The sequence below is a fragment of the Streptomyces indicus genome (genome assembly GCF_900100315.1).
Lineage (GTDB): Bacteria > Actinomycetota > Actinomycetes > Streptomycetales > Streptomycetaceae > Streptomyces > Streptomyces indicus.
Genome location: NZ_FNFF01000017.1, coordinates 153,229 through 175,510 on the forward strand (window position 1 = coordinate 153,229; position 22,282 = coordinate 175,510).

At 72.5% G+C, this 22,282-nt stretch carries 20 protein-coding genes and 1 tRNA gene; 13 read left to right on the forward strand and 8 right to left on the reverse strand.

The genetic code is table 11. The features are described 5' to 3' along the window. Nucleotides 1-13: 13 nt before the first annotated feature. The gene (locus BLT97_RS30900; protein WP_093616127.1) at nt 14-988 is read left to right on the forward strand and encodes a helix-turn-helix transcriptional regulator; all 975 of its coding nucleotides are present in this window, start codon (nt 14-16) and stop codon (nt 986-988) included. Between the two features lie 124 nt (nt 989-1,112). On the opposite strand, the gene BLT97_RS30905 is transcribed toward BLT97_RS30900, so the two are convergent. Beyond that, nucleotides 1,113-2,129, reverse strand: a complete 1,017-nt coding sequence (locus BLT97_RS30905; protein ID WP_093616129.1) for a sigma-70 family RNA polymerase sigma factor — start codon at nt 2,127-2,129, stop codon at nt 1,113-1,115. A gap of 643 nt (nt 2,130-2,772) precedes the next feature. On the opposite strand from BLT97_RS30905, the gene BLT97_RS30910 reads away from it, so the two are divergent. Continuing rightward, nucleotides 2,773-3,789 (forward strand): questin oxidase family protein, encoded by a 1,017-nt coding sequence (locus tag BLT97_RS30910; protein ID WP_093616131.1) that lies wholly within the window; start codon nt 2,773-2,775, stop codon nt 3,787-3,789. A gap of 39 nt (nt 3,790-3,828) precedes the next feature. Here the strand turns inward: BLT97_RS30910 and BLT97_RS30915 are convergent, their stop codons facing one another. Further along, a complete protein-coding gene (locus BLT97_RS30915) occupies nt 3,829-4,614 on the reverse strand; it encodes a dioxygenase family protein (RefSeq protein WP_176953947.1) in 786 nt (261 codons plus the stop codon). Nucleotides 4,615-4,728: 114 nt separating this feature from the next. On the opposite strand from BLT97_RS30915, the gene BLT97_RS30920 reads away from it, so the two are divergent. Continuing rightward, nucleotides 4,729-5,250: a MarR family winged helix-turn-helix transcriptional regulator gene (locus tag BLT97_RS30920; protein WP_093616133.1), complete on the forward strand. Its 522-nt coding sequence runs from the start codon at nt 4,729-4,731 to the stop codon at nt 5,248-5,250. Between the two features lie 39 nt (nt 5,251-5,289). Here BLT97_RS30920 and BLT97_RS30925 read toward each other — a convergent pair whose 3' ends face one another. Continuing rightward, nucleotides 5,290-6,816, reverse strand: a complete 1,527-nt coding sequence (locus tag BLT97_RS30925; RefSeq protein ID WP_093616135.1) for an MFS transporter — start codon at nt 6,814-6,816, stop codon at nt 5,290-5,292. Nucleotides 6,817-6,972: 156 nt separating this feature from the next. Next, nucleotides 6,973-7,638 carry a TetR/AcrR family transcriptional regulator gene (locus BLT97_RS30930; protein ID WP_093616137.1) on the reverse strand — a complete coding sequence of 222 codons (666 nt, stop codon included), beginning with the start codon at nt 7,636-7,638 and terminating at the stop codon, nt 6,973-6,975. Between the two features lie 422 nt (nt 7,639-8,060). Between BLT97_RS30930 and BLT97_RS30935 the strand changes: the two genes are divergently transcribed. Further along, nucleotides 8,061-9,344 (forward strand): M6 family metalloprotease domain-containing protein, encoded by a 1,284-nt coding sequence (locus BLT97_RS30935; RefSeq protein ID WP_093616139.1) that lies wholly within the window; start codon nt 8,061-8,063, stop codon nt 9,342-9,344. Nucleotides 9,345-9,424: 80 nt separating this feature from the next. Beyond that, nucleotides 9,425-9,904 (forward strand): pyridoxamine 5'-phosphate oxidase family protein, encoded by a 480-nt coding sequence (locus BLT97_RS30940; RefSeq protein ID WP_093616141.1) that lies wholly within the window; start codon nt 9,425-9,427, stop codon nt 9,902-9,904. Between the two features lie 77 nt (nt 9,905-9,981). Here BLT97_RS30940 and BLT97_RS30945 read toward each other — a convergent pair whose 3' ends face one another. Together BLT97_RS30945 and BLT97_RS30950 are read right to left on the reverse strand one after the other, a co-directional pair. After that, nucleotides 9,982-11,643: an acyl-CoA dehydrogenase family protein gene (locus BLT97_RS30945; protein ID WP_093616143.1), complete on the reverse strand. Its 1,662-nt coding sequence runs from the start codon at nt 11,641-11,643 to the stop codon at nt 9,982-9,984. Between the two features lie 22 nt (nt 11,644-11,665). Next, on the reverse strand, nt 11,666-12,301 hold the full coding sequence (locus BLT97_RS30950; protein ID WP_093616145.1) for a TetR/AcrR family transcriptional regulator: 636 nt from the start codon (nt 12,299-12,301) through the stop codon (nt 11,666-11,668). A 118-nt stretch (nt 12,302-12,419) separates the two neighbouring features. Between BLT97_RS30950 and BLT97_RS30955 the strand changes: the two genes are divergently transcribed. The 5 genes from BLT97_RS30955 (at nt 12,420) to BLT97_RS30975 (ending at nt 19,120) form a co-directional block, all read left to right on the forward strand. Beyond that, nucleotides 12,420-13,991, forward strand: a complete 1,572-nt coding sequence (locus BLT97_RS30955; protein WP_093616147.1) for a class I adenylate-forming enzyme family protein — start codon at nt 12,420-12,422, stop codon at nt 13,989-13,991. Between the two features lie 176 nt (nt 13,992-14,167). Beyond that, nucleotides 14,168-14,788, forward strand: coding sequence for a TetR/AcrR family transcriptional regulator (locus BLT97_RS30960; RefSeq protein ID WP_093616149.1), 621 nt, complete (start codon nt 14,168-14,170; stop codon nt 14,786-14,788). 226 nt (nt 14,789-15,014) lie between these two features. Next, a complete protein-coding gene (locus BLT97_RS30965) occupies nt 15,015-15,950 on the forward strand; it encodes a TauD/TfdA dioxygenase family protein (RefSeq protein ID WP_093616151.1) in 936 nt (311 codons plus the stop codon). Beyond that, nucleotides 15,947-17,284, forward strand: coding sequence for an MFS transporter (locus tag BLT97_RS30970; protein ID WP_093616153.1), 1,338 nt, complete (start codon nt 15,947-15,949; stop codon nt 17,282-17,284). The genes BLT97_RS30965 and BLT97_RS30970 overlap by 4 nt, the downstream gene beginning before the upstream one ends. Before the next feature lie 57 nt (nt 17,285-17,341). Beyond that, complete coding sequence (locus BLT97_RS30975) at nt 17,342-19,120, forward strand: aldehyde dehydrogenase family protein (RefSeq protein WP_093616155.1); 1,779 nt, start codon at nt 17,342-17,344, stop codon at nt 19,118-19,120. A gap of 144 nt (nt 19,121-19,264) precedes the next feature. Here BLT97_RS30975 and BLT97_RS30980 read toward each other — a convergent pair whose 3' ends face one another. Beyond that, on the reverse strand, nt 19,265-19,624 hold the full coding sequence (locus tag BLT97_RS30980) for an SHOCT domain-containing protein (RefSeq protein ID WP_093616157.1): 360 nt from the start codon (nt 19,622-19,624) through the stop codon (nt 19,265-19,267). A gap of 37 nt (nt 19,625-19,661) precedes the next feature. Then, complete coding sequence (locus BLT97_RS30985; protein WP_107407051.1) at nt 19,662-20,105, reverse strand: DUF6325 family protein; 444 nt, start codon at nt 20,103-20,105, stop codon at nt 19,662-19,664. A gap of 193 nt (nt 20,106-20,298) precedes the next feature. On the opposite strand from BLT97_RS30985, the gene BLT97_RS30990 reads away from it, so the two are divergent. The 3 genes from BLT97_RS30990 (at nt 20,299) to BLT97_RS31000 (ending at nt 22,000) form a co-directional block, all read left to right on the forward strand. Beyond that, nucleotides 20,299-20,619, forward strand: coding sequence for a hypothetical protein (locus BLT97_RS30990; protein WP_245769637.1), 321 nt, complete (start codon nt 20,299-20,301; stop codon nt 20,617-20,619). Next, nucleotides 20,616-21,842 carry a glycosyltransferase family 2 protein gene (locus BLT97_RS30995; protein WP_245769638.1) on the forward strand — a complete coding sequence of 409 codons (1,227 nt, stop codon included), beginning with the start codon at nt 20,616-20,618 and terminating at the stop codon, nt 21,840-21,842. The genes BLT97_RS30990 and BLT97_RS30995 overlap by 4 nt, the downstream gene beginning before the upstream one ends. Before the next feature lie 85 nt (nt 21,843-21,927). After that, nucleotides 21,928-22,000 (forward strand) — tRNA-Arg (locus BLT97_RS31000). Nucleotides 22,001-22,282 lie beyond the last annotated feature (282 nt).

Here is a 22,282-nt window from a genome sequence, read left to right on the forward strand (position 1 = left end):
CATCCTCAAATCCATGACGACCGACACTCCCGCACGACTGCTGCAGCTTCTGTCGCTCCTGCAGACGCCACGCGAGTGGCCAGGCAGTGAGCTCGCCGAGCGCCTCCAGGTCTCCGGGCGGACCATCCGCCGCGACGTGGACCGGCTGCGCGACCTCGGCTACCCGGTGCAGGCGACGATGGGGGCCGAGGGAGGCTATCGCCTCGTCGCCGGCAAGGCGCTGCCGCCCCTCGTCCTGGACGACGAGGAGGCCGTGGCCATCGCGGTCGGCCTGCGCGCGGGCGCGGGCCACGCGGTCGAGGGCATCGAGGAGGCCTCCGTACGCGCCCTCGCCAAGCTCGAACAGGTCCTGCCCTCGCGCCTGCGCCACCGCGTCAAGTCGCTTCAGTCCGCGACGAGTTCACTCGTGTACGACCGGGGCGGCGACGGAGCGGTGATCGCACCGGAGACCCTGACGGTCCTCGCCTCGGCCACGTCCGGGCACGAGCGGCTGCGTTTCTCGTACGAGGCGGGGGACGGCGCCCGGACCCGGCGCCTGACGGAGCCGTACCGGCTCGTCTCGGCAGGCCGGCGCTGGTATCTGATCGCGTACGACATCGACCGGGACGACTGGCGGACCTTCCGGGTGGACCGGGTCAGCGATCCGTTCGCGACGGGGGCGCGGTTCGCGCCGCGCGAGGTGCCGACGGGGGACGCGGCGGAGTTCATGCGGGCGACGGTGTGGCGGGGTGCGCCCACCTTCGAGGTCGACGTGACCTTCCGGGCCCCTGCCGCGGAGGTCGCCCGCCGGCTGCCCCCGTCCTTCGGCGCCCCGGAGGCGACCGGGGCGGACAGCTGCCGGCTGCGCGCCACCGTGCAGGACTCCCTGGAGTGGGTGGCGATGCGGCTCGCGCTCCTGGGGCCGGACTTCACGGTGCACGGCCCCTCCGAACTGGCCGAGCACGTGGCCCGGTTGGGCAGCAGGCTGACGCGGGCGGCGGCCGGATAGGGCGGAGAGCAGGGACGGGGCCGGGAGGGTCGGGGCGCTCGGCGGACACAACGAGCCCCCGGCGCCAGGGGGGGGTGGGCGCCGGGGGCTCGGTCTCGGGGGCGGTCGGGGTGACCGCCGTGGGTCACGCCGCCGCGTCGAAGCCCGTGTCGCGGGCCAGCCGCTTGAGCTCCAGCAGGGCGTGCTTCTCGATCTGGCGGATCCGCTCGCGGGTCAGACCGTGCTCCTTGCCGACCTCGGTCAGCGTGCGCTCGCGGCCGTCCTCGATGCCGTACCGCATCTTGATGATGGAGGCCGTGCGCTGGTCGAGCCGGCCGATGAGGCCGTCGAGCTCCTCGCTGCGAAGCAGCGTGAGCACGGACTGCTCGGGCGAGATCGCCGAGGTGTCCTCGAGGAGGTCGCCGAACTGGGTGTCGCCCTCGTCGTCCACCGACATGTTCAGCGAGACCGGGTCGCGCGCCCAGTCGAGCACGTCGCCGACGCGCTCCGGCGTGGAGCCGAGCTCGGCGGCGATCTCCGCGTGCTCGGGGTCGCGCCCGTTCTCCCGGTTGAACTCCCGCTGCACACGGCGGATCCGGCCCAGCTCCTCGACCAGGTGGACGGGGAGGCGGATGGTGCGCGACTGGTCGGCGATCGAGCGCGTGATGGCCTGACGGATCCACCAGGTCGCGTACGTCGAGAACTTGAAGCCCTTGCGGTAGTCGAACTTCTCGACGGCGCGCACCAGGCCCGCATTGCCCTCCTGGATCAGGTCGAGCAGCGGCAGGCCCGAGCGCGGGTAGCGGCGGGCGACCGCGACGACCAGGCGCAGGTTGGAGCGGATGAAGATGTCCTTGGCCCGCTCGCTGTCGGCGATGAGGGCTTCGAGCTCTTCGCGGCTCGCGCCCTTGCCGACCTCGCTGTCCTCGTCGAGCTCGCCGTCGAGGATCTGCTGCGCGTACACACCCGCTTCGATGATCTGCGACAGCTCGACCTCCTTGGCGGCGTCGAGCAGCGGCGTGCGGGCTATCTCGTCCAGGTACATGCCGACCAGGTCGCGGTCGGCGATTTCGCCACCCGTGGATACGGGGCCGCGGACGCTGCTTGCCGCGTCGGTCTCGCCCTTGGCGGACTTACGACGGGCGACGGCACGGGTTGCCATGCGTGCTCCCTTGCGATGAGTGGGGCCGGCTGGTGGTCTTCGGGACTCCAGGGACGGCAGTCCAGATAACGTCTGGTTACCGCTTCCGAAGGAAACAACGACTGGAATCCGGACAGAATTCCCAAGCTGCCCAACATTTTTCGTGATCTTGCAGTACCCTGTGCCGCCACACCGCGGACCGACAGTCTGTCGGTGCCACAGAGGTGCAGGTCAGACCCGGTGCGCCCAGCCGTCCCGTACCCCTCGGGCGGCCTCTTCGACGCCGGGGAAGTGAGACGACGGTCACACGTTTTGCCTGCTCCACCCCCTGCGGCGGCCCGCTCCCCCGCTGGAGAAGACGGCACGGACCGCGTCCTGGTTGCCCGGCAGCCCTTCGAGTTCCCTCGATCCCGGATACGCAACACAGCCGCAGACGGTTCAATCCCCCAACGGCCCGAACGCGCCAACAGTTCCCGCCCGCCTCCCCGAGCACCCCCTTCCCGCAGGCCCCCTCCTCCGGACCTAGGCCGCACGCCGCCCTCCGCCTAGGTCTCCGGCCCGTTCCGGCCGCCTCGCCCGCCGCCGTAGCGTCGCCTCATCGCATCGACGAGCACCGACGCGCACCGACGCGCACCGACAAGCACGGACGAGCACAGGGGGAGCCATGGCCGACACGACGGGAATCCTGGACGAGGCGCTGGAGCGGCTGCACGCGAGCGGGCCGGAGCGCCTGGGCCGCCTGTCGAACCACGGCCCGATGGCCGTCGAGTCCCTCGTGCACCGCGGCCACGCGCACTCCGTGCACCGCTGGCTCGACCACTACGAGGACAAGCTGGAGGACATGCCGGCCGCCAACGGCCGTGTCACCCGCGCGAATTGGCGCGAGGCCATGGGGGACGCGCGCCGGATCGCCGACTGGTGCGCGTTCTTCACGCGCGAGGTGGGCGAGCACCCGTGGCGCGAGGTGCTGGCCGAGTGGTGGCCGCGGCTGCTGCCCGAGATCGCGGCCGGTGCCACGCATCCGGTGATCCGCGTGGGCCACGCCGTACGGGCCCTCCTGGACGGCGGCGAGACGGCGCCGCGGCTGGCCGAGCTGGCCCACGGCCTGGGCTACTGGGCGGCGCGCAGCGAGCCGCTGCCCGAGATCACCGTGTCCGGCCCGGCGCAGGACGCGGCCGGTGCCCTGGACGCCGTGCCGCGCGTGCCCGTGCAGCGGGGCGGCATCCTCGACCGGTTCGCGCAGCTGACCACGTTCCCCGCCTGGCCCGCCACGAGGACGGCCGACCCGGAGGCCGCCCGCGCGGCCCTGTCCGAGCTGGTCACGGCCGCGGTCCACCGTTACGCCACGCACGGTCACGGCGAGCCGGTGATGCTGGTGCACGCGGCCACGGCGCCCAACGCGGTCCTGCGCGCCCTGCCGGCGCTCCCCCGCGAGCTCTGGCCGGTCTCCCTGAGCGCGGCCTGGACGGCGAGCGCCGCGGTCACGGCGGCCTACTCGCCGGCCGACCCGGCCCCGTACGACCTCGGCGGCGTCCCGGGCGCGGAGGACCTGGCCGAGCAGGCGGCCCGGCACGGCGACGACCACGCCATCAAGTTCACGGACACCGCGCTCGACATCGGCGACCCGGTCGCCCTGGCGGCGGCGGCCCGCTCGATCGAGCTCAACGAGCCCGCGCTGTAAGGGGGTTCGGGCCGGACCGGCCCGAACCGGACTCGGACCTCACCCGAACTGCACCGACCGCTTCGCGAGCCCCATCCAGAACCCGTCGATCACCGACCGCTGCGACCCCAGCTCGCCCGCCGCGTCGGCCGCCCCCATCGTCACGAACAGCGGGGCGAAGTGCTCGGTGCGCGGGTGGGCCAGGGCGCCGGACGGGGACTTCTCCAGGAAGTCGAGCAGTCCGTCCACGTCACCGGACTCCAGCGCCTCGTGCCCCCACGCGTCGAACTCCGTGGACCAGGACGGGATCCCGCCCTGGCGCAGCGCCGCCAGGTTGTGCGTGAAGAAGCCGCTGCCGACGATCAGGACGCCCTCGTCGCGCAGCGGCGCGAGCTTGCGCCCGATGTCCATCAGGCGGCGCGGGTCCAGGGTGGGCATGGAGATCTGAAGGACCGGGAGGTCGGCCTCCGGGAACATCTCGACGAGCGGCACGTACGCGCCGTGGTCGAGGCCGCGGTCCGGGATGTCCTGCACGGGCGTGCCGGGTGCGCGCAGCAACTTGCGTACGGACTCGGCCAGTTCAGGAGCGCCCGGAGCCGCGTACCGCACCCGGTAGTAGTGCTCGGGGAAGCCCCAGAAGTCGTAGACCAGCGGCACCGTGGTGGTCGCGCCGAGGGCGAGCGGCGCCTCCTCCCAGTGCGCGGAGACCATCAGGACCGCCTTCGGCCGCGGCAGGTCCGCGGACCAGGCGGCGAGCTGACCGGGCCAGACGGGGTCGTCGGCCAGCGGCGGGGCGCCGTGCGAGAGGTAGAGCGCGGGCATCCGCTCGGTCGTGGTGGCGTTCATGGCGACTCCTCGCTCTTCCCTGCACTCGTACTTGAAACTTCAAGCAATGCTTCGAAGGTACTCCTCCGCGGAGTTTCCTTCAACCTTCAAGCAAGCCCTCCGTACAGTGGACGCATGGCGACGAAGCACGAAGGCGCACCCGGACCGAGCGAGGAGCCCCGCTGGCTCAGTGACGAGGAACAGCAGATCTGGCGCGCGTATCTGCACGCCACCATGCTTCTCGACGACCATCTCGACCGCCAGTTGCAGCGCGACGCCAAGCTGCCGCACCTCTACTACGCGCTGCTCGTCCAGCTCGCCGAGGCCCCGCGCCGCCGGATGCGGATGACCGAGCTCGCCAAGCAGGCCAAGATCACCCGCTCCCGGCTCTCGCACGCCGTGGCGCGCCTGGAGAAGAACGGCTGGGTGCGGCGCGAGGACTGCCGCTCCGACAAGCGCGGCCAGAACGCGATCCTCACGGACGAGGGCGCCGAGGTCCTCGCCCAGGCGGCGCCCGGCCATGTCACCGCCGTACGCCAGGCGCTCTTCGACCGGCTCACCCCCGAACAGCAGAAGTCCCTCGGCGAGATCATGAAGATCGTCGCCGAGGGACTTCAGCCGTGCGAGGCGGGTGCGGATCTGCCCTGGTTGCGCTGAGCCCTCAGGGCGGATCCGGCTGGTGCTGCGATACGGGGGTCAGTGCGCCATGACCGGGACCTGGATCTCCTCCTCGGCGCCCTTCTCCCCGCCACCGGAGGCGACCGGCGTGGAGCCCTGCGCCTTGGTGGTGATGAAGGTGAAGGCGATCGCCGCGGACAGCGCCAGGATGCCGACGGCCCACCAGATCGCCGAGGTGTAACCCTCGACCATGGCCTGCGACTGGAGCAGCTGCTGGTTGCTCGCGCCGGCCGCGTGGTCCGCGATGTAGGCGGTGGTGGCCGAGGCGGCGATGGTGTTCAGGAGCGCGGTGCCGATGGCGCCGCCGACCTGCTGCGAGGTGTTGACCATCGCGGAGGCCACACCGGCGTCCCGCGGCTCGACCCCGATGGTGGCCAGCGACATGGCCGGCATGAACGCCGTACCCATGCCCAGACCCAGCAGCAGCTGCGCCGGCAGGATCAGGAGCGGGTACGAGGAGTCGATCTCCATCTGGGTCAGGAGCAGCATGCCCAGACCGGCGACCAGGAAGCCCGGGCCCATCAGCAGGCGCGGAGCGACGCGGGTCATCAGACGGGCACCGATCTGGGTCGAGCCCGTGATCATGCCGACGATCATCGGCAGGAACGCGAAGCCCGTCATGACCGGGCTGTAGCCCTTGACGATCTGCAGGTAGTACGTGAGGAAGAGGAACAGGCCGAACATCGCGATGACCGCGAGGCCGAGCGAGAGGTAGACACCGCCGCGGTTGCGGTCGGTGATGACGCGCAGCGGCAGCAGCGGGTGCTTGACCTTGGCCTCGACGGCCACGAACGCGGCGAGCAGCACGACGGAAGCGACGAACATGCCGATGGTCACGGAGTCGGACCAGCCGTCGGACTCGGCGCGCGTGAAGCCGTAGACGAGCGCGACCAGACCGAGGGTCGACAGGAGCACACCCGGGATGTCGAGCGGCGAGCGGTTGCGGCCGCCGGCCGGCTCACGGATCACGAAGTACGCGCCCAGGGCGGCCACGATCGCGAACGGGATGTTGACGAAGAAGGTCCAGCGCCAGTTCAGGTACTCGGTGAGCACACCGCCGAGGATCAGACCCACGGCGCCACCGCCACCGGCGATCGCACCGTAGATGCCGAAGGCCTTGGCGCGCTCCTTGGCGTCGGTGAACATCACGGCGAGCAGCGACAGGGCGGCCGGTGCGAGCAGCGCACCGAAGACACCCTGGGCGGCGCGCGCGATCAGCATCATGGCCTCGCCGTTGGCGGCGCCGCCGAGGGCGGACGCGACGGCGAATCCGATCAGGCCGGTCACGAAGGTGCGCTTGCGGCCCCACAGGTCGGCGATGCGGCCGCCGAAGAGCAGCAGTCCGCCGAAGGCCAGGGCGTAGGCCGTGATGACCCACTGGCGGTTGCCGTCCGAGATCCCCAGGTCCTGCTGGGCGGTCGGCAGCGCGATGTTCACGATCGTCGCGTCGAGCACGACCATCAGCTGGGCGAGCGCGATGAAGACCAGGGCCTTCCAGCGCTTCGGGTCGAGCCCGGTGTCGGGCTTGAGGGCTGTTTCAGACATGGGGGTACCCACCTCGGTATTTCGTGAAATTTCGCGTGCGCACGACAGCACGCGATGAAGGAAAGGTCGTTCAGGCGTTGCTACGGAAGCTTGTAGGGGTGACTCACGGGGGCGTCAGAACTCATCGCGACGGATCGCGGGCCTGCCGCCGTTCGGTCAGGCCTTGCAGGCCTTCTGGCGAAGATCCTCCAAAGTGGCCGCCGTTCCCGGGAGTTCGGATCGGGCCGGGGCCTGCAGACCGTCAAGGAACAGTTGCAGGTGGCGGTGGACGAACTGGTCGAAGTTCACACACCCCGACCCCGGCAGAGGTCGGGTGAGCTGGGACAGCGCGACCATCAGGTCACCGACAGCGACATCGGTGCGCAGCTGACCTGCGGTACGCGCCCGGGCCATGAGCTGTTCGACAAGTCCCTCGAGACGGTCCCGGGCCTCGTCGAGGTCCGGGTGCTCCTTGTCGAAGTCGCCGGAGAGCATCGGGCACAGGGCACCGATCCGCTCCTCGGCCGCGGCGTGGACGAACCGGCGCAGCGCTCCGAACGCGTCGCCCTCTTCGGCGAGGGCGAGCTCGGCCTGCTCCGAGGTGCGGTCCATCACGGAGCAGACGACCTCGCGGATGAGCTCCGCGCGGTCGGCGAAGTGCCGGTACAGGGTGGCGTTGCCGACGCCGGCCCTGCGGGCGATCTCGTCGAACGGGACCTCGGGTCCGAACTCGACGAACATCTCCCGGGCCGCCGCGACGATCCGCTCGCGGTTGCGCAGGGCGTCGGCGCGCGGGCGCACGACGCGGCGCGACCGTTCAGCGGGTGCTGCTGCGGTGGCCATGAACCATCCTGCCTCTCGTACCGGACACTTGTCCACTTCTAATTTCCGGTGGTCGGCTCCCGCGTCTCAGCGGTCACTTCTCCACCTCACTCCACCCGATGCGGGGACTGGCTCCCCGTTTCGCGCGAACACAGGTCTAAACGGGGACGCCCTCCCCGGTTATTTCCCGGGCCGGTTGTGACCTGCCTCACACCTCATCGCGGCGAGAAACCCACGATCGGCGCACCCAGCGCGCGCGTGTCGCGCACCCGGCAGAAGGTGATCGTCAAGGACGCGGCTCCCGCCGGAGTCCTGGTGCGGACCGCTCCATGCGGCCGGCCCTCGGGGTGATGACTAGGTGCGGCCGCCGTACGCGGGTGCCGTACCGCCGGCGTGGCAGCCGTTCGCGGCCGCCCGCGCCACCGGACCGGAAGGGCCCTCGTATGCAGCTGTCCCGCCGCTGGATATCCCGGCCGCGCCGCAGCAGCCTGCTGGCAGCAGCCGCGGCGCTGGTCATCTCCGCCACCGCGACGGCCAGCACAGGACAGCTCCTCGCCCGTACGGGCAGCGCGGCAGGACCGGTGTCCGCCGCCCGCTCCACCGCCCTCGGTCCGTGCATGATCACCGGCTCGATGGGCGTCCAGATGTCCGAGGGCATGCCCACCGCACCCGGCTACTCCCGCTCGACCGGCGAGGTCCGCGCGCTCAACCTGATGGTCGACTTCCCCGACGCCCGCGGTGAGGGCTCGGCGATGGACCGCTACGGCGAGTTCTTCCCGCAGACCCAGAAGTGGTTCGAGACCAGCTCCTACGGGCGGCTCGCCTACCGGGCCGACGCGCCGGTCAAGGACTGGCTGACGATGCCGCGGAAGTTCTCCGCGTACGGGATAGAGCGCGGCGCCCCGTTCGACCCCGGCTACCGGACGTTGGTCGAGGACATCGTGCGGGCCGCCGACCCCGATGTGGACTTCGCGGCGTACGACCTCGTGAACATCCTCGTCACCCCCAACGCGGGCCCCTCCGCGCTCGACACCGTCCTGTCCGTGACCTTCGCCGGCAACCACGAGGCGCCGATGGCCGACGGCGTCCCGGTCTCCAACGCGTCCTTCGTCTACAGCCGCCAGGACGACGGCTCCGGCTCCTACGCGGAGACCGGCTACCGCGTCCTGCCGCACGAGAACGGCCATGTCTTCGGCCTGCCCGACCTCTACACCGCCGACGGGGGCGGCGCCGTCGGGCACTGGGACATCATGAGCGAGGACTGGGGGGCCAACAACGACCTGCTGGGCTGGCACAAGTGGAAGCTCGGCTGGCTGGACGACAACCAGGTGCGCTGCGCCGCGACCCCCGGCGTCTCGGAGCACCTGCTGAGCCCGCTGGCGTCGAGGAGCGACGGCACGAAGCTGACGTTCGTGCCGCTCAACGAGCAGATGGGATACGCCCTGGAGGTCCGTACGCGCGCGGGCAACGACGAGGCGGTCTGCAAGCCCGGCGTGCTCGTCTACCGCGTCGACGCCGATGTGGACACGGGCCAGGGCCCGGTCACGGTGGCCGACTCGGCCCGCGACTCCGGCGGCTGCACCCGCCGCCCCAACGTGCACGCCGAGCTGTCCGACGCCCCGTACGGACCGGGCGAGACCTTCGTGGACCGCGACCACGGGGTGCGCATCACGGTGCTTGCGCAGGAGGAGGACGGGCGGTTCAGGGTGCAGGTGCGGCGGGGCTGAGCGGTTCAGGGTGCAGGTGCGGCGGGGCTGAGCGCGGGGTCCGGACCGGTGCGCGCGGGCGCGGGTGGCACCCTGGCGAGGTGACCGTCTCCGCATCCGCCGCGCCCGCCCCGTTCCTCGACGCCCTGCGCGCGCACAGCACGCTCAACCTCGCGTACGTGGACGACGCGGGCCGTCCGCAGGCCTGCGCCGTCTTCTACGCCGTGTCGGACGCGGGCACCCTGCTCTTCCTCACCTCCCCCTCCACCGCCCACGGGACCTTCCTGGCCCGCAGCTCCCCTGCCGCACACGTGGCGTTCACCGTGCAGGCCGACCACCAGACGTGGACGACGATCAACGGGGTGCAGGGCAGGGGCACGGCCCGGCGCGTCCCGGACGCGGCCGAGCCCGCCGCCCGCGCCGCCTACCTGGGCGCTTTCCCGTACGTGGCCGAGGACGCCCGGCTCGCGGGCGCCGTGGGCTCGGCGGCGCTGTGGGAGGTGGTGCCCGGATGGCTGCGGCTCATCGACAACGCGCAGGGGTTCGGGCACAAGGAGGAGTGGCGGGTGGCTGGGCGCTGAGGGGGCGAGCGGCGGCCGGGCGCCGAGGCGGCGTCGGCCGGGCGCCGACCCGGCAGCCCACCACCGGCACGGCCCGCTCAGGCGGGCAGCCGCTCCAGGATCGCGCCGAAGTCCGCCCCCGCAGCCAGCGTGCCGAACGCGAAGCCGCCGTCGCCCGCGAGCCGTGCCCCGCAGAACGCGTCGGCCACGGCGGCCGGCGCATGCCGTACGAGCAGCGAGCCCTGGAGCACGAGCGCCGCACGCTCGACCACCCGCCGCGCCCGTATCTGAGCGTCCTCACTCAGGACGAGCTCGCCCTGCAACTCCCGCCAGGCCGCGTCAAGGCGCGCGTCGCCGCCGGCCGCCGCCTCCGCCTCGGCGCGGAAGGCCTCCAGGGACTCGGGCTCGCGCGCCAACGCCCGCAGCAGATCGAGGGCGTTGACGTTCCCGGAGCCCTCCCAGATCCCGTTGAGCGGCGCCTCCCGGTACAGGCGCGGCATCCCTGACGCCTCGTCATAACCATTGCCCCCGAGGCATTCCAGGGCCTCGGCGACGAACGCGGGCTGCCGCTTGCACACCCAGTACTTGCCCACCGCCGTGGCCAGGCGCAGGAACGCCTTCTCGGACGCGTCCCCGCGCTGCGCCCGGTCCGCGGCGCCCGCGAGCCGCAGCCCGAGGGTGGTCGCGGCCTCCGACTCCAGGGCCAGGTCCGCCAGCACATTGCGCATCAGCGGCTGGTCGATCAGCTTGGCGCCGAAGACGGAGCGGTGCCGAGTGTGGTGCGCGGCCTGCGCCAGGGCCTCGCGGATGTGGCCCGCGGAGCCGAGCACGCAGTCGAGCCGGGTCATGGTGACCATGTCGATGATGGTCCGTACGCCCCGGCCCTCGTCGCCCACGAGCCAGGCCACGGTGTCGTCGAACTCGGGCTCGCTGGAGGCGTTGGAGCGGTTGCCCAGCTTGTCCTTGAGGCGCTGGATGCGGAAGGTGTTGCGGCTGCCGTCGGGCAGCACGCGCGGCACGAGGAAGCAGGAAAGCCCGCCGGGCGCCTGCGCGAGCACCAGGAACAGATCGTTCATCGGGGCGCTCGTGAACCACTTGTGCCCCCTCAACCGCCAGGTCCCGTCGGCCTGTTCGGCCGCCGTGGTCGTGTTGGCGCGCACATCGGTACCGCCCTGCTTCTCCGTCATGCCCATCCCGGCGAGCAGTCCGCGCTTCTCCGTCGGGGTGCGCAGACCCGGGTCGTACGTGCGGCTGGTGAGCAACGGCTCGTAGACCTTGGCGAGTTCGGGGGCGCGGCGCAGGGCCGGGATGACGGCGTACGTCATCGAGACCGGGCACATGTGCCCCTGCTCCATCATCGTGGCGAGCATGAACGTGCCCGCGCGGGCCACATGCGCACCCTCGCGCCCGTCGGCCCAGGCGGACCCCGCGGCGCCGGCACCGACCGTCGCGGTCATGAGGGAGTGGTACGCGGGGTGGAAATCCACCTCGTCGACACGGTGGCCGTAGCGGTCGTGGGTGCGCAGCTCGGGCTCGAAGCGGTTGGCCTGCTCGGCCCAGACGCGGGCCTCCTTGCTGCCGACGAGCTGCCCGAAGCGGTGCAGCGCGTCGAGGTGCCAGGCCGCGCCCTCCCTGCGTATGCCCTCGGTGAGCACGGCGTCCTCGGCCGGGTTGTGACCGGTCAACGGCGGTGCCTGGTTGGTGACTTCATGGGTGACGCCGGCCGGGACCGAGCGGACGGCGGGTGTGGTGCCGGGCATGGGGCCTCCCTGGGCCTGGGTGTCAGTCGGTGGGTGCGCCCGCGCAGCGCAGGGCGGCGGCGACGAGGTCGGCGAGGAGCGCCTGGGGTGGAGCCTGGGATGCGGCGGCCTGGGGTGCGGCCTCGCCGGGGTGTCCGAGCGGGTCGACGAGCACCTCGCCGACCGCGCCGGTGAGGGCGGCCGCGGTGATCTCGGCGTTCTGCGGCGGCAGTTGCCCGGCCGCCACGCCTTCCCGTACGACCTCGGCGAACAGCGCGCGGTAGCGGCGCCGGAACTCCAGCCGCTCGGCGCCGACGGCCGGTTCGGCGGGGGCGGCGAGCAGCGCATAGGCCAGGCCGCGGTTCTCCAGGGCGCGGCGGGCGAACACCTCGACCCCGCGGCCGAGCCGCTCGACCGGGTCGCCCTCGCCCGCAAGCACCTCGCCGAGCACCTCCACCTCGCGCCCGGCCGCGCGCCGGAACACCTCGACGGCGAGCTCCGCCTTCGAGGAGAAGTGCTGGTAGACCGAGCCGGCCGCGATCCCGGCCGCGTCGGCGACGGCGGCCACGGACGCCTGCGCCCAGCCGACGTCGGCGACGACTTCGGTGGCGCAGGCGATCAGGCGCTCGCGTGCGGCGTCGAGGCGACTGATTTCGGCGGGGGTCTTGCGGTAGGCCATGAAAGAAGTGAACCATCATTCAGACCTTCCCGCCAGGGTCGGTCCCGAGTCCGGCCCGGCGCCGGATTCCGACTGTCCGCACCCCCGGCCCGGCGGCCCGGCTCGTCAGGAGAACGTGATGCACCTCAGTGCCCTGCTGGACAGCACGGCCCGGTCGGCCGGCGACAAGGAGGCGGTGGTCTACCGCGAACAGCGCTGGAATCACCGGGAGTTCGCCGATGCGGCCCGGCGCGCGGCCACGGTCCTGGCGGAGGCCGGGCTGCGGCCCGGCGACCGGCTCGCGGTGATGACGTACAACACCCCGGCCTTCCTCTTCGCGGCCTTCGGCGCCTGGTACGCGGGCGCGACGCTGGTGCCGGTGAACCACAAGCTGCAGACCGCCGAGGTGGAGCGCCAGCTGCGGCACTGCGGCGCACGGCTCGCGGTAGTGGACGCGGAGATCGGCGGGCGCGCCACCGCGGCCGACGCGGACGTGACCTGGCTGGTTAGCCACCCCGACGCGCATGTGCCGCCCGCCGGTTCCTTCGAGTCCCTGATCGAGACCGCCGCACCGTGGTCCGGCGAGCGCGGCCCGGACAGCGACATCGCGCAGATCCTCTACACCTCCGGCACCTCGGGCACCCCGAAGGGCTGCGTGCACACCCACCGCGGGGTCGCCCTGGCGGCCACGTACAGCGCCGCGACCGTCCCGCTCCACCGCGACGAGCGCTTCCTGATCTGCATGCCGATCTGGCACGCCTCGCCGCTCAACAACTGGACGCTCAGCACCCTGCTGCTCGGCGGCACGGTGGTGCTCCAGCGCGAGTACGAGCCGCGCGGCATGCTGGAGCTGATCCGGCGCGAACGGGTCACCGCGCTCTTCGCCGCCCCGATCGCCCTGATCGCCCCGACGCAGTCGGTCGCCGACTTCGCGGACTTCGACCTCACGTCCGTGCGCGCCTGGATCTACGGTGCCGGGCCGCTCGACGCCGACACCGCGCGCCGCCTGATGAAGGCGTACGGCTCAAAGAACTTCCACCAGGTGTACGGGATGAGCGAGATGGGGCCGGTCGGCTCCTCGCTCTCCCCCGCCGAGCAGGTGGTGAAGGCCGGGTCGATCGGGCGCGGCGGCATGCCGGGCGTGGACCTCAGGGTCGTACGTCCCGACGGCGGCGACGCGGCGGCCGGCGAGACCGGCGAGATCTGGCTGTCCGCGGACACCCGCATGGTCGGCTACCTGGACGACGAGGCCGCCACCGCCGAGGTGTTCGCGGGCGACTGGTACCGCAGCGGGGACCTCGGCCGGGTGGACGAGGACGGGTTCGTGACGGTGGTCGACCGGATCAAGGACGTGATCATCACCGGCGGCGAGAACGTCGCCTCACAGGAGGTGGAGGGCGCCCTGCGCGGCCACCCGGACGTGCTCGACGTGGCGGTGGTGGGCCGGCCGCATCCGCAGTGGGGCGAGACGGTGGTGGCCGTGGTCGTGCCGCGGGACGGGTCCGGGCTCGCGCTGGACGAGCTGCGGTCGTGGCTCGGTCCGCGGCTGGCCAAGTACAAGATCCCGCGCGAGCTGGTCCTGCGCGAGACCCTGCCGCGTACGCCCTCGGGGAAGGTGACGAAGCATGTGCTGCGGGCCGAGCTCGCGGAAGGAACGGGACGCGGCGCGGCTGCCGAACCGGCTGCGGGTGAGCAGCCGTTGAGCGCCTGAGGGGACGTGGCGGTGGACGGCCGCGGTGAGGTGCGGCGGGGGTCGGCGGTGAAGGGCGGCGGGCGCCGGCGGCGAGGTGCGGCGGGTGCCGACTGCGAGGCGCCGGTGGCCCGTCACCCCAGGTGCCGCCGGCCCACCGCCCCACCCCACCACGCGCCGCCACGTATCGTCGCCGTATGGCCGATGAGCAGGGACAGCGGGTACGCAGGGGGCCGGGGCGGCCGCGGCAGGAGCACATGAACCGTGCGGTGCTCGACGCCGTGGTCGACCTGGTCGCGGAATCCGGGATGGGCGCGCTCACCATGGACGCCGTGGCGGCCCGTGCGGGCGTGAGCAAGCCGGCCGTGTACCGGCGCTGGCCCACCAAACAGGATCTGATCATCGCCGCCGCGGAGTCCCGGATCGGCCCGCTCGTCGTGCCCGATCTCGGGGATTTCCGGGCCGAGTTGCGGGTTGTCCTGACGACCCGCATGGCGGCGTACCGGCAGCCGGGCGTGGGCCGGCTGCTCGCCGGGGTGATCGGCGCGGCGGCGGAGGCGGACGCCGAACCTGCCGCCTACCGCGCGTACACCGCACGCGTGACCAGCGAGACCCGGCATGTACTCGACCGCGGGGTGGCCCGCGGCGACGTACGCCCCGACGCCGACCTCGCGGCCGTCACGACGCTGGTGGCCTCCTCCCTCCTGTTCCGCCTGGTGGGCGAACAGCAGAAGCCGGACGAGGCGCTGGTCGACGCGGTGGTGGAGCTGATCGGCAGAGCCGTCGCCATCCAGCCCGGGCCCGTATCCGACGCTTAGTCAATTCCCCCGCGCGTCAAGCGAGTAGCGCTCGCCGACGCGCGCTCCGGCATGCCCGCACCCGCGCGGCAGCCGTCGCGGAACCCGCACGAAATCCATGCCGCCCACCCCCTTGCCCCGCCGTGCCGCAATATCGATACTGCCGGTTACGTAATCAGCTGTGCAGTGCCCCATGCGCTGCTCGCCGATCGACTGCGCCATCACCGCTCGCTGTCCGGGAGGACCCATGCAGGACGTCGCGACGGCCCCCGTGGCCGACCCCAAGCCCGTACTGGACAAGCCCTTGATGCACTACGGGCGCCGCACCCTCGACCGGCTCGCCCCCGGCGCCGAGCAGCCGGCGTACCGCCTGTTCGACGTCAGCCCGCTGACCCCGCACTTCGGCGCCGTGCTCAACGGCGTCGACCTCACCGCGCCGATCACCGCGGAGCTCGCCGAGGAGCTGCGGCAGGCGCTCCTCGAATGGAAGGTGATCTTCTTCCGCGGGCAGACCGGTTTCACCGCCGAGCACCAGGTCGCGCTCTCCGCGGTCTGGGGCTCCCCGGAGCCCAACCCGTTTTTCGCGCAGACCGGCACCCCCGGCATCTCGCGGCTGGCCAAGGACGCCAAGGCCGCGGGCAACAAGAACATCTGGCACAGCGACCACTCGTTCATGGCCAACCCGTCGCTGGGCGCGGTACTGCGCGCCGTCGAGGTGCCCGCCGCGGGCGGCGACACGATGTGGGCCGACATGGCGGCCGCGTACGACAACCTGCCCGAGGACCTGAAGCAGCGCATCGAGGGCCTGACCGCCGTGCACGACTGGGAGGCCAGCTGGGGCGCCCTCATGAACGAGGAGCAGAAGGCGGCCTTCCGCGCGAACTGGCCGCAGGTCGAGCACCCGGTCGTGGTGCGCCACCCGCGCAGCGGCCGCAGGACGCTCTACGTCAACGAGCCCTTCACGCGCCGCATCAAGGGCCTGTCCGAGGCGGAGAACCGCGAACTGCTCGACATCCTGGTGCTCCAGGCGCGCATCCCCGAGTTCCAGATCCGCTTCCACTGGGAGCCGGACTCGATCGCGGTTTGGGACAACATCGCCACCCAGCACTACGCCGTCAACGACTACTTCCCGCAGCGCCGGGTGATGGAGCGCATCGCCATCGCCGGGGTCCCGCTGTCATGACGGCCGCCCCGCCCTTGCCGCACACGGAGGTGGACACCGTCACCGAGACCAGGCGCGCGTGGACCGTGACCGCGCTGCTCGTGGTCTTCATGATGGTCAACTTCGCGGACAAATCCGTGCTCGGGCTCGCCGCCGATGAGATACGGGCCGATCTCGGCCTGAACGCAACGGAGTTCGGGCTGGCCAACAGCGCGTTCTTCCTGCTGTTCTCGGTGGCCGCAGTCGTGGTGGGCCTCGCCGCCGACCGCGTCTCGCCGCGGCTGCTGCTCCTGCTGATGGCGCTGCTGTGGTCGGTGGCCCAGGTGCCGGCCGCGATCGGCGGCGGCCTCGCCGTCCTGATCGCCTCGCGGGTCTTCCTGGGCGCGGCGGAAGGGCCCGCGTTCCCCGTGGCCCAACAGGCCACCCTGGCCTGGTTCCCCGACCACAGGCGCAACCTGCCCGGCGCGCTCATCACGCTGGGGGTCACCCTCGGTGTGATCGCCTCGGCGCCGGGTCTGTCCTGGGTGATCCAGCACCACGGCTGGCGTGCGGCCCTGTGGGTGCTCGTGGCGGCCGGGGTCGTGTGGGCGGCGGCGTGGCGGATGTGGGGGGCGGACGGGCCGTACGGCGGGAAGGAGCGGGGCGGGGTGGGCGGGCGTGGGGCTGCCGGCGGGGTACGCCTGCCGAGCACCCCGACGGGCAGCCCGCCGAACAGCCCGCCGGCCGTCCCGTACCGCCGGATCTTCGCCACCCGCACCTGGATCGGCGCGACCCTCGCGTACTTCACGAGCTACTGGATCGTGGCGCTGATGCTGGTCTGGATGCCCTCGTACCTGCGCAACGCGCTCGGCTACTCCGCGCACACCGCGGGCCTGATCATCACCGCGCCCTGGCTGCTCGGCGCCCTGGTGCTGCTCGGGCAGGCCGGACTCACCGGACTGCTGCTGCGGCGCGGGGCGAGCAGCCGGCTGGCCCGCGGCCACGTGGGCGGCGGGCTGCTCGCGGCCGGCGCCGCGGCCTGTCTCGCGGTACCGCTGACGGACGGCACGCTCGCGAAGACGGTCCTCGTCACGCTCGGGTGCGGGTTCGGCGGCGCGTACGCCACCGTCGCCGTCACCACCGTCGCCGAACTCGCCCCGGCCGCGCGCGGCGGTGGCGCCCTGGGCGTCATGAACGCGGTGGTCACGGCCTCCGGTCTCGCCGCACCCGCCGTGGTCGGCGCCCTCGTGGACGCACAGGGGACGGCCGGCTACCAGCACGCCGTCCTGCTGTCCGGGCTGCTGCTCGCCGCCGGCGCCGCCGCGTCCTTCCTGCTCGTCGACCCCGCGCGGGACACCGCCCGCCTGAAGGCCTGATCTCTCCCTGTACGCACGGGAGTTACCGGTCTCCCGCCGCACTCACTGGAGTTGCCCTTGAGCACCACACCCGCTCCCACACCCGCACCCGCCCTCGACACGGCACCGCTCGACCGCGCCGTGGCCGCGTTGCAGAGCCGCGCCGCCGCCTGGACCGCCACCCCGCTCGCCGAACGCATCGCCCTTCTGGAGCGGATGCTCCCGCGGATCGCGGCGGGCGCGCCCGCCATGGTCGAGGCCGCGGCCACCGCGAAGGGGTACGGGGCCGACTCGCCCTGGGCCGCGGAGGACTGGACCACGGCGCCCTGGGCGCTCACCCAGACCGTCACCGCGTATCTCCACGTCCTGCGCCGCATCCGGTCCGGGCGGACGCCCGTACCGGCCGAGGCGGTACGCACCCGCGGCGGGCGCACCGTGGTCGGCGTCTTCCCGGCCACCGGCACCGACCGGCTCCTGCTCAACGGATTCACCGCCGAGGTGTGGACCCGGCCCGGGACCACACCCGAGCAGGTCATGGCCCGTGCGGCGGGCGAGTACCGGGGGCGGCCCGGTGAACCGGCGGTCGCGCTGGTCCTCGGCGCGGGCAACGTCCCGGCGATCACCCCGCTCGACATCCTGCACAAGTTGTACGCCGAGGGCCAGGTCGTCCTCGCGAAGATGAACCCGGTCAACGCGTATCTGCGGCCGCATTTCGAGGCGGTGTTCAGCGAGTACGTGGAGCGGGGCTGGGTGCGGTTCGTGGACGGAGGCGCGGCGCAGGGCGCGTATCTGACCGCCCATGACGGCGTGGACACCCTCCACATCACGGGCAGCGGGCGCACCCACGACGCGATCGTGTGGGGCACGGACGCGGCCGCCGAGGAGCGCAGGCAGGCGGACACCCCGCTCAACGGCAAGCCGTTCACCAGTGAGTTGGGCGGGGTGAGCCCGTGCATCGTGACGCCGGGGCCGTGGAGCGCGGCCGACTTCCGCTTCCAGGCCGAGCACATCGTCACCAGCAAGCTCAACAACTCGGGTCACAACTGCGTCGCCACCCAGATCCTCGTCGTGCCCCGCGACTGGGACGGCACGGACCGGCTCCTCGCCGAGATCCGCCGGCTGCTGCGGTCGCTGCCGCCGCGCGCGGACTACTACCCGGGGGCGGCGGACCGGATCGCGGCGGCGACCGGCACGGCTCGCGGCGCGGAGACGTACGACGCGTGCGGGGACGCGGGCCCCTGCCGCGTCCTCGTCCCCGACGTGGCCGCCGACTCGGACGATCCGATGCTCGATCTCGAGGTCTTCGCCAGCGCGCTCGGTGTGGTGCGGCTGCCGGGCGGGGCGACTGATCCGGCCGATCCTGTCCAGCCTGTCGATCCGGCCGGATTCCTCACGGCCGCCGTGGAGTTCGTGAACGAACGACTGCCCGGCACCCTCGGCGCCACCCTGCTCGTGCACCCCCGCACCGAGCGCAGCCACCGGGCTGCCGTGGACGCGGCGGTCGAGGACTTGCGTTACGGGACACTCGGGGTCAACTGCTGGTCCGCCTTCGGCTTCCTGCTCGGCTACACGCCGTGGGGCGCCTTCCCCGGCCACACCCGCCAGGACATCGGCAGCGGTGTCGGCTTCGTACACAACGCGTTCCTGCTGGAAGACGTGGAGAAGACAGTGCTGCGCGCACCCTTCGCACCGGCGCCGCGCGGCCTGTTCACCGGCTCGCCCTCCCTGTCGCCGCGGCCGCCGTACTACGTGACCAACAGGACGGGCCGCACGACGATGCGCCGCCTGACCGCGTACACGGCGGACCGCAAGGCGTGGCGGCTGCCGGGGATGTTCGTTTCGGCGTTGCGGGGGTGAGGGGGTCTTCTTGAGGTGTACGGGGACGGCCGGCTCGTACAGGTGTGGGCCGGCTCGTACGGGGGCGGGCCGTCTCGTACAGGTGTGGGCCGCCCCGGCCCGCAACGACGCGAGCCGAGGCGGCCTCCATGTGCCGCAGGGGCCTCAGGAGTTGAGGACCCTGGCCTTCTCGGCGGCGAACTCCTCGTCCGTGAGCAGGCCTTGGGCCTTGAGGTCGGCGAGGGCGGTGAGCTGGGCGACCCGGTCGACGGGGGCGGCGGGGGCGGCCGCGGGTGCCGGCGCGGGCGCAGGGGGCGCGGGCTGAGGCGGCTGGGCGGCCCACTGCTGGGCCTGTGCCTGGGCGGCCGCCTCCTGCGCGTACGCCTGCTGCTCGGCCTGGCGGCGCAGGTCGCGTTCGGCCATGCCGCGGTTGACCCGGTTGGAGACGGCGGACGCGGTGCCGGAGATCACCGCGGTACGGGCGATCGTGCCGAGGAGTCCTGGCCGTCCGAAGCGCTGGGGCATACCGATCTCTTCCTCTCCTTGGGGGCGGCGGCCCGCGTCACGCGGTGGCGTCGAGTGCGGCGACCGCCGCGGCCACCGTGTCCCGGTCGATCCGTTCGAGCAGCCGCAGCCGGCCCTGCGAACCCCTGATCGCCGTCGCCAGGCGCGCGGCCCAGGTGTTCTCCCAGGCCACGACGAGCGCCGAGGACTGCTCGGGCAGCCCGTCCGCGATGGCCTGCAGGTCCTCGTCGCTGAACAGGTCGAACTGCGCCTCGGTCAACTGCGCGAAGGCCTCGGCCACTTCCGCGTCGCCGATCTCGACGATGTCCACGGAGCCGTCGGCGCCCTTGCGCACGAAGGCCAGGTCGAGCACCCGCACGGTGCCGTTCTGCTGCAGTTCGCGCAGCGCGGGCGCGACGTCGCCGTTGAACCGGTTCCCGTCGAAGGCGATCACGGCGACGTCGACCGGTCCGACGGTGTCGGCGTGCAGACCATCGGGCATGGGCGGGCCGCCTTTCTCGCGGTGCACCAGGTGCGTGAGGCAACACGTGGCGCATGAGGTGCACGGGGTGTGCAGGATGCACGAGGTGTGCGGGATGCACGGGGTGCACGGGGTGCATGAACGACTAAACCGACCATAAGGTGGCATCTACGGCCTTTGCGACTCGGGGATTCGGCGCGCGGAGGGCACGCCCATGGAGGAAAGCCCCGAACGGCCCGAACGGTCCGGTGGATCCGGCGGGCGGCACCGAGCCGTGGGTGCGGTCTTCGAACCGACCCGGCCCGTCACCCGCAACCGCCTCGTCCTCATGTTCCTGCTCGGTGCCCTGGTCTGGCTGGCGGCGGGCGTGCTCGCGGTCGTCCTGCTCGGCCACAGCGCGATCCTGCTCACCCTCCTGACCGCCGTGGTGCTCTCCTGGCTGGTGTTCGGCCTCGCCCTGCTCGGCGCGATCGCCGTGCGGCGGCGCGACGAGCGCGGCGCGCCGCCGGCTCCCCCGGAAGGCGGGGCCCGGTGACTCCCCTCTCCCTCCTCCTGGCCTTCCTCGCCTTCTACCCGGTGGTGACCGGCGCGGCCTGGATGGTCGGCGGCGTCCTCTTCCGCGTCCTGGAGGGCAGACCCGACCCTGCCACTCCGCCCGGCGGCTGGCCGGGCGTGACGGTCCTCGTCCCCGCGTACAACGAGGAACAGGTCATCGCGCGCTGCGTCACGGCGCTGCGCGCCCTCGCGTACGGCGGCGACCTGGAGATCCTGATCCTCAACGACGGCTCGGCGGACGGCACCGTCGCCGTGGCCCGCGCCGCGGCGGGCGACGACCCCCGCGTCACCGTCCTCGACGACGGCGTGAACCTGGGCAAGGCCGACCGACTCAACGACGGCATGCGCCGCGCCCGCCACGACCTCGTCCTGGTCACGGACGCGGACACCCACCTGCACCCCGACGCCGTACGCCACCTCACCACCCGCATCCTGCGCTCACCGCGGTACGCGGCCGTCGCCGGCAGTCCCCGTGTCACCAACCGCGGCGGCGTCATCCCGACCCTTCAGATGCTGGAGGCGGCCTCCCTCATCGGCCTGATGCGCCGCACCCACGCCCTCGCGGGCCGGGTCGGCACGGTCGCCGGCGTGCTCGGCCTCTTCCGCCGCGACGCGGTGCTCGCAGTCGGCGGCTACGACCCGCGGATGGCCACCGAGGACATCGAACTGACCTGGCGCCTCCTGGAGGCCGGCCACCTCACCGGCTTCGCCCCGCACGCGCTGGTCGGCATGCAGGTCCCGGGCACCCTGCGCAGCATCTGGGCCCAGCGCACCCGCTGGGCCCGCGGCCAGGGCGAGGTGCTGCGCACGCACGCCCGCACGGTGGTCCGCCCCCGCCACTGGGCGCTGTGGCCCATCGCCCTGGAGGCTCTTCTCTCCTACGTCTGGGTCCTGACGATGCTCGTCGCCACGACGTGGGGCGTGCTCCACTGGATCACCCACCCCGGCGACACCAGGTTCCGCTGGATGCTCGCCTGGGGCGTCGGCATCGCGGTGGTCGCGGTCCTCCAGATCGCCCTCGCGATCGTGGTGGAACGCCGCCTGGACCCCCGCCTCCCGTACGCCTGCTTCCTGCTCCCCCTCTACCCCCTGGCGTACTGGTCCCTGAACGCCCTGGCCGCCCTCACCTCCCAGACCCGCGGCCTCCTCCGGGGCCCGCGCAAGAAACGCGTCACGTGGGACCTCCCCCGCACCCCGTCCTGACCCACCTCCCCCTTGCCCCGCCCCACGCACGACCCCGACCCGATCGGCTAGTCTGTCGAGGTCTGCCCACACGGCAGACCGACTCGCCTTCGTAGCTCAGGGGATAGAGCACCGCTCTCCTAAAGCGGGTGTCGCAGGTTCGAATCCTGCCGGGGGCACTGACTGCATAGCAGGTCAGAGCACGTGTGAGGCCCCTCGTTCATTCGAACGGGGGGCCTCGCTGCTGCCCAGAGTCCACATAGAGTCCACATCCCCCAGTGATCATGAAAAGTACCGTCACCTGATCGGACGGTATGAGCGTGCACCAGGCCGTTTTATGGTGCACGTGACGGGGGCTGGCGTGGCTCCCACACACGCGCCAGACGCGCGCCCGTCGGCTGCCTGCGGCCCCGAGCGGGGAGGCTCGGCCCGCGGGGCGGCGGCCCCTGCCGGTCTCCTCG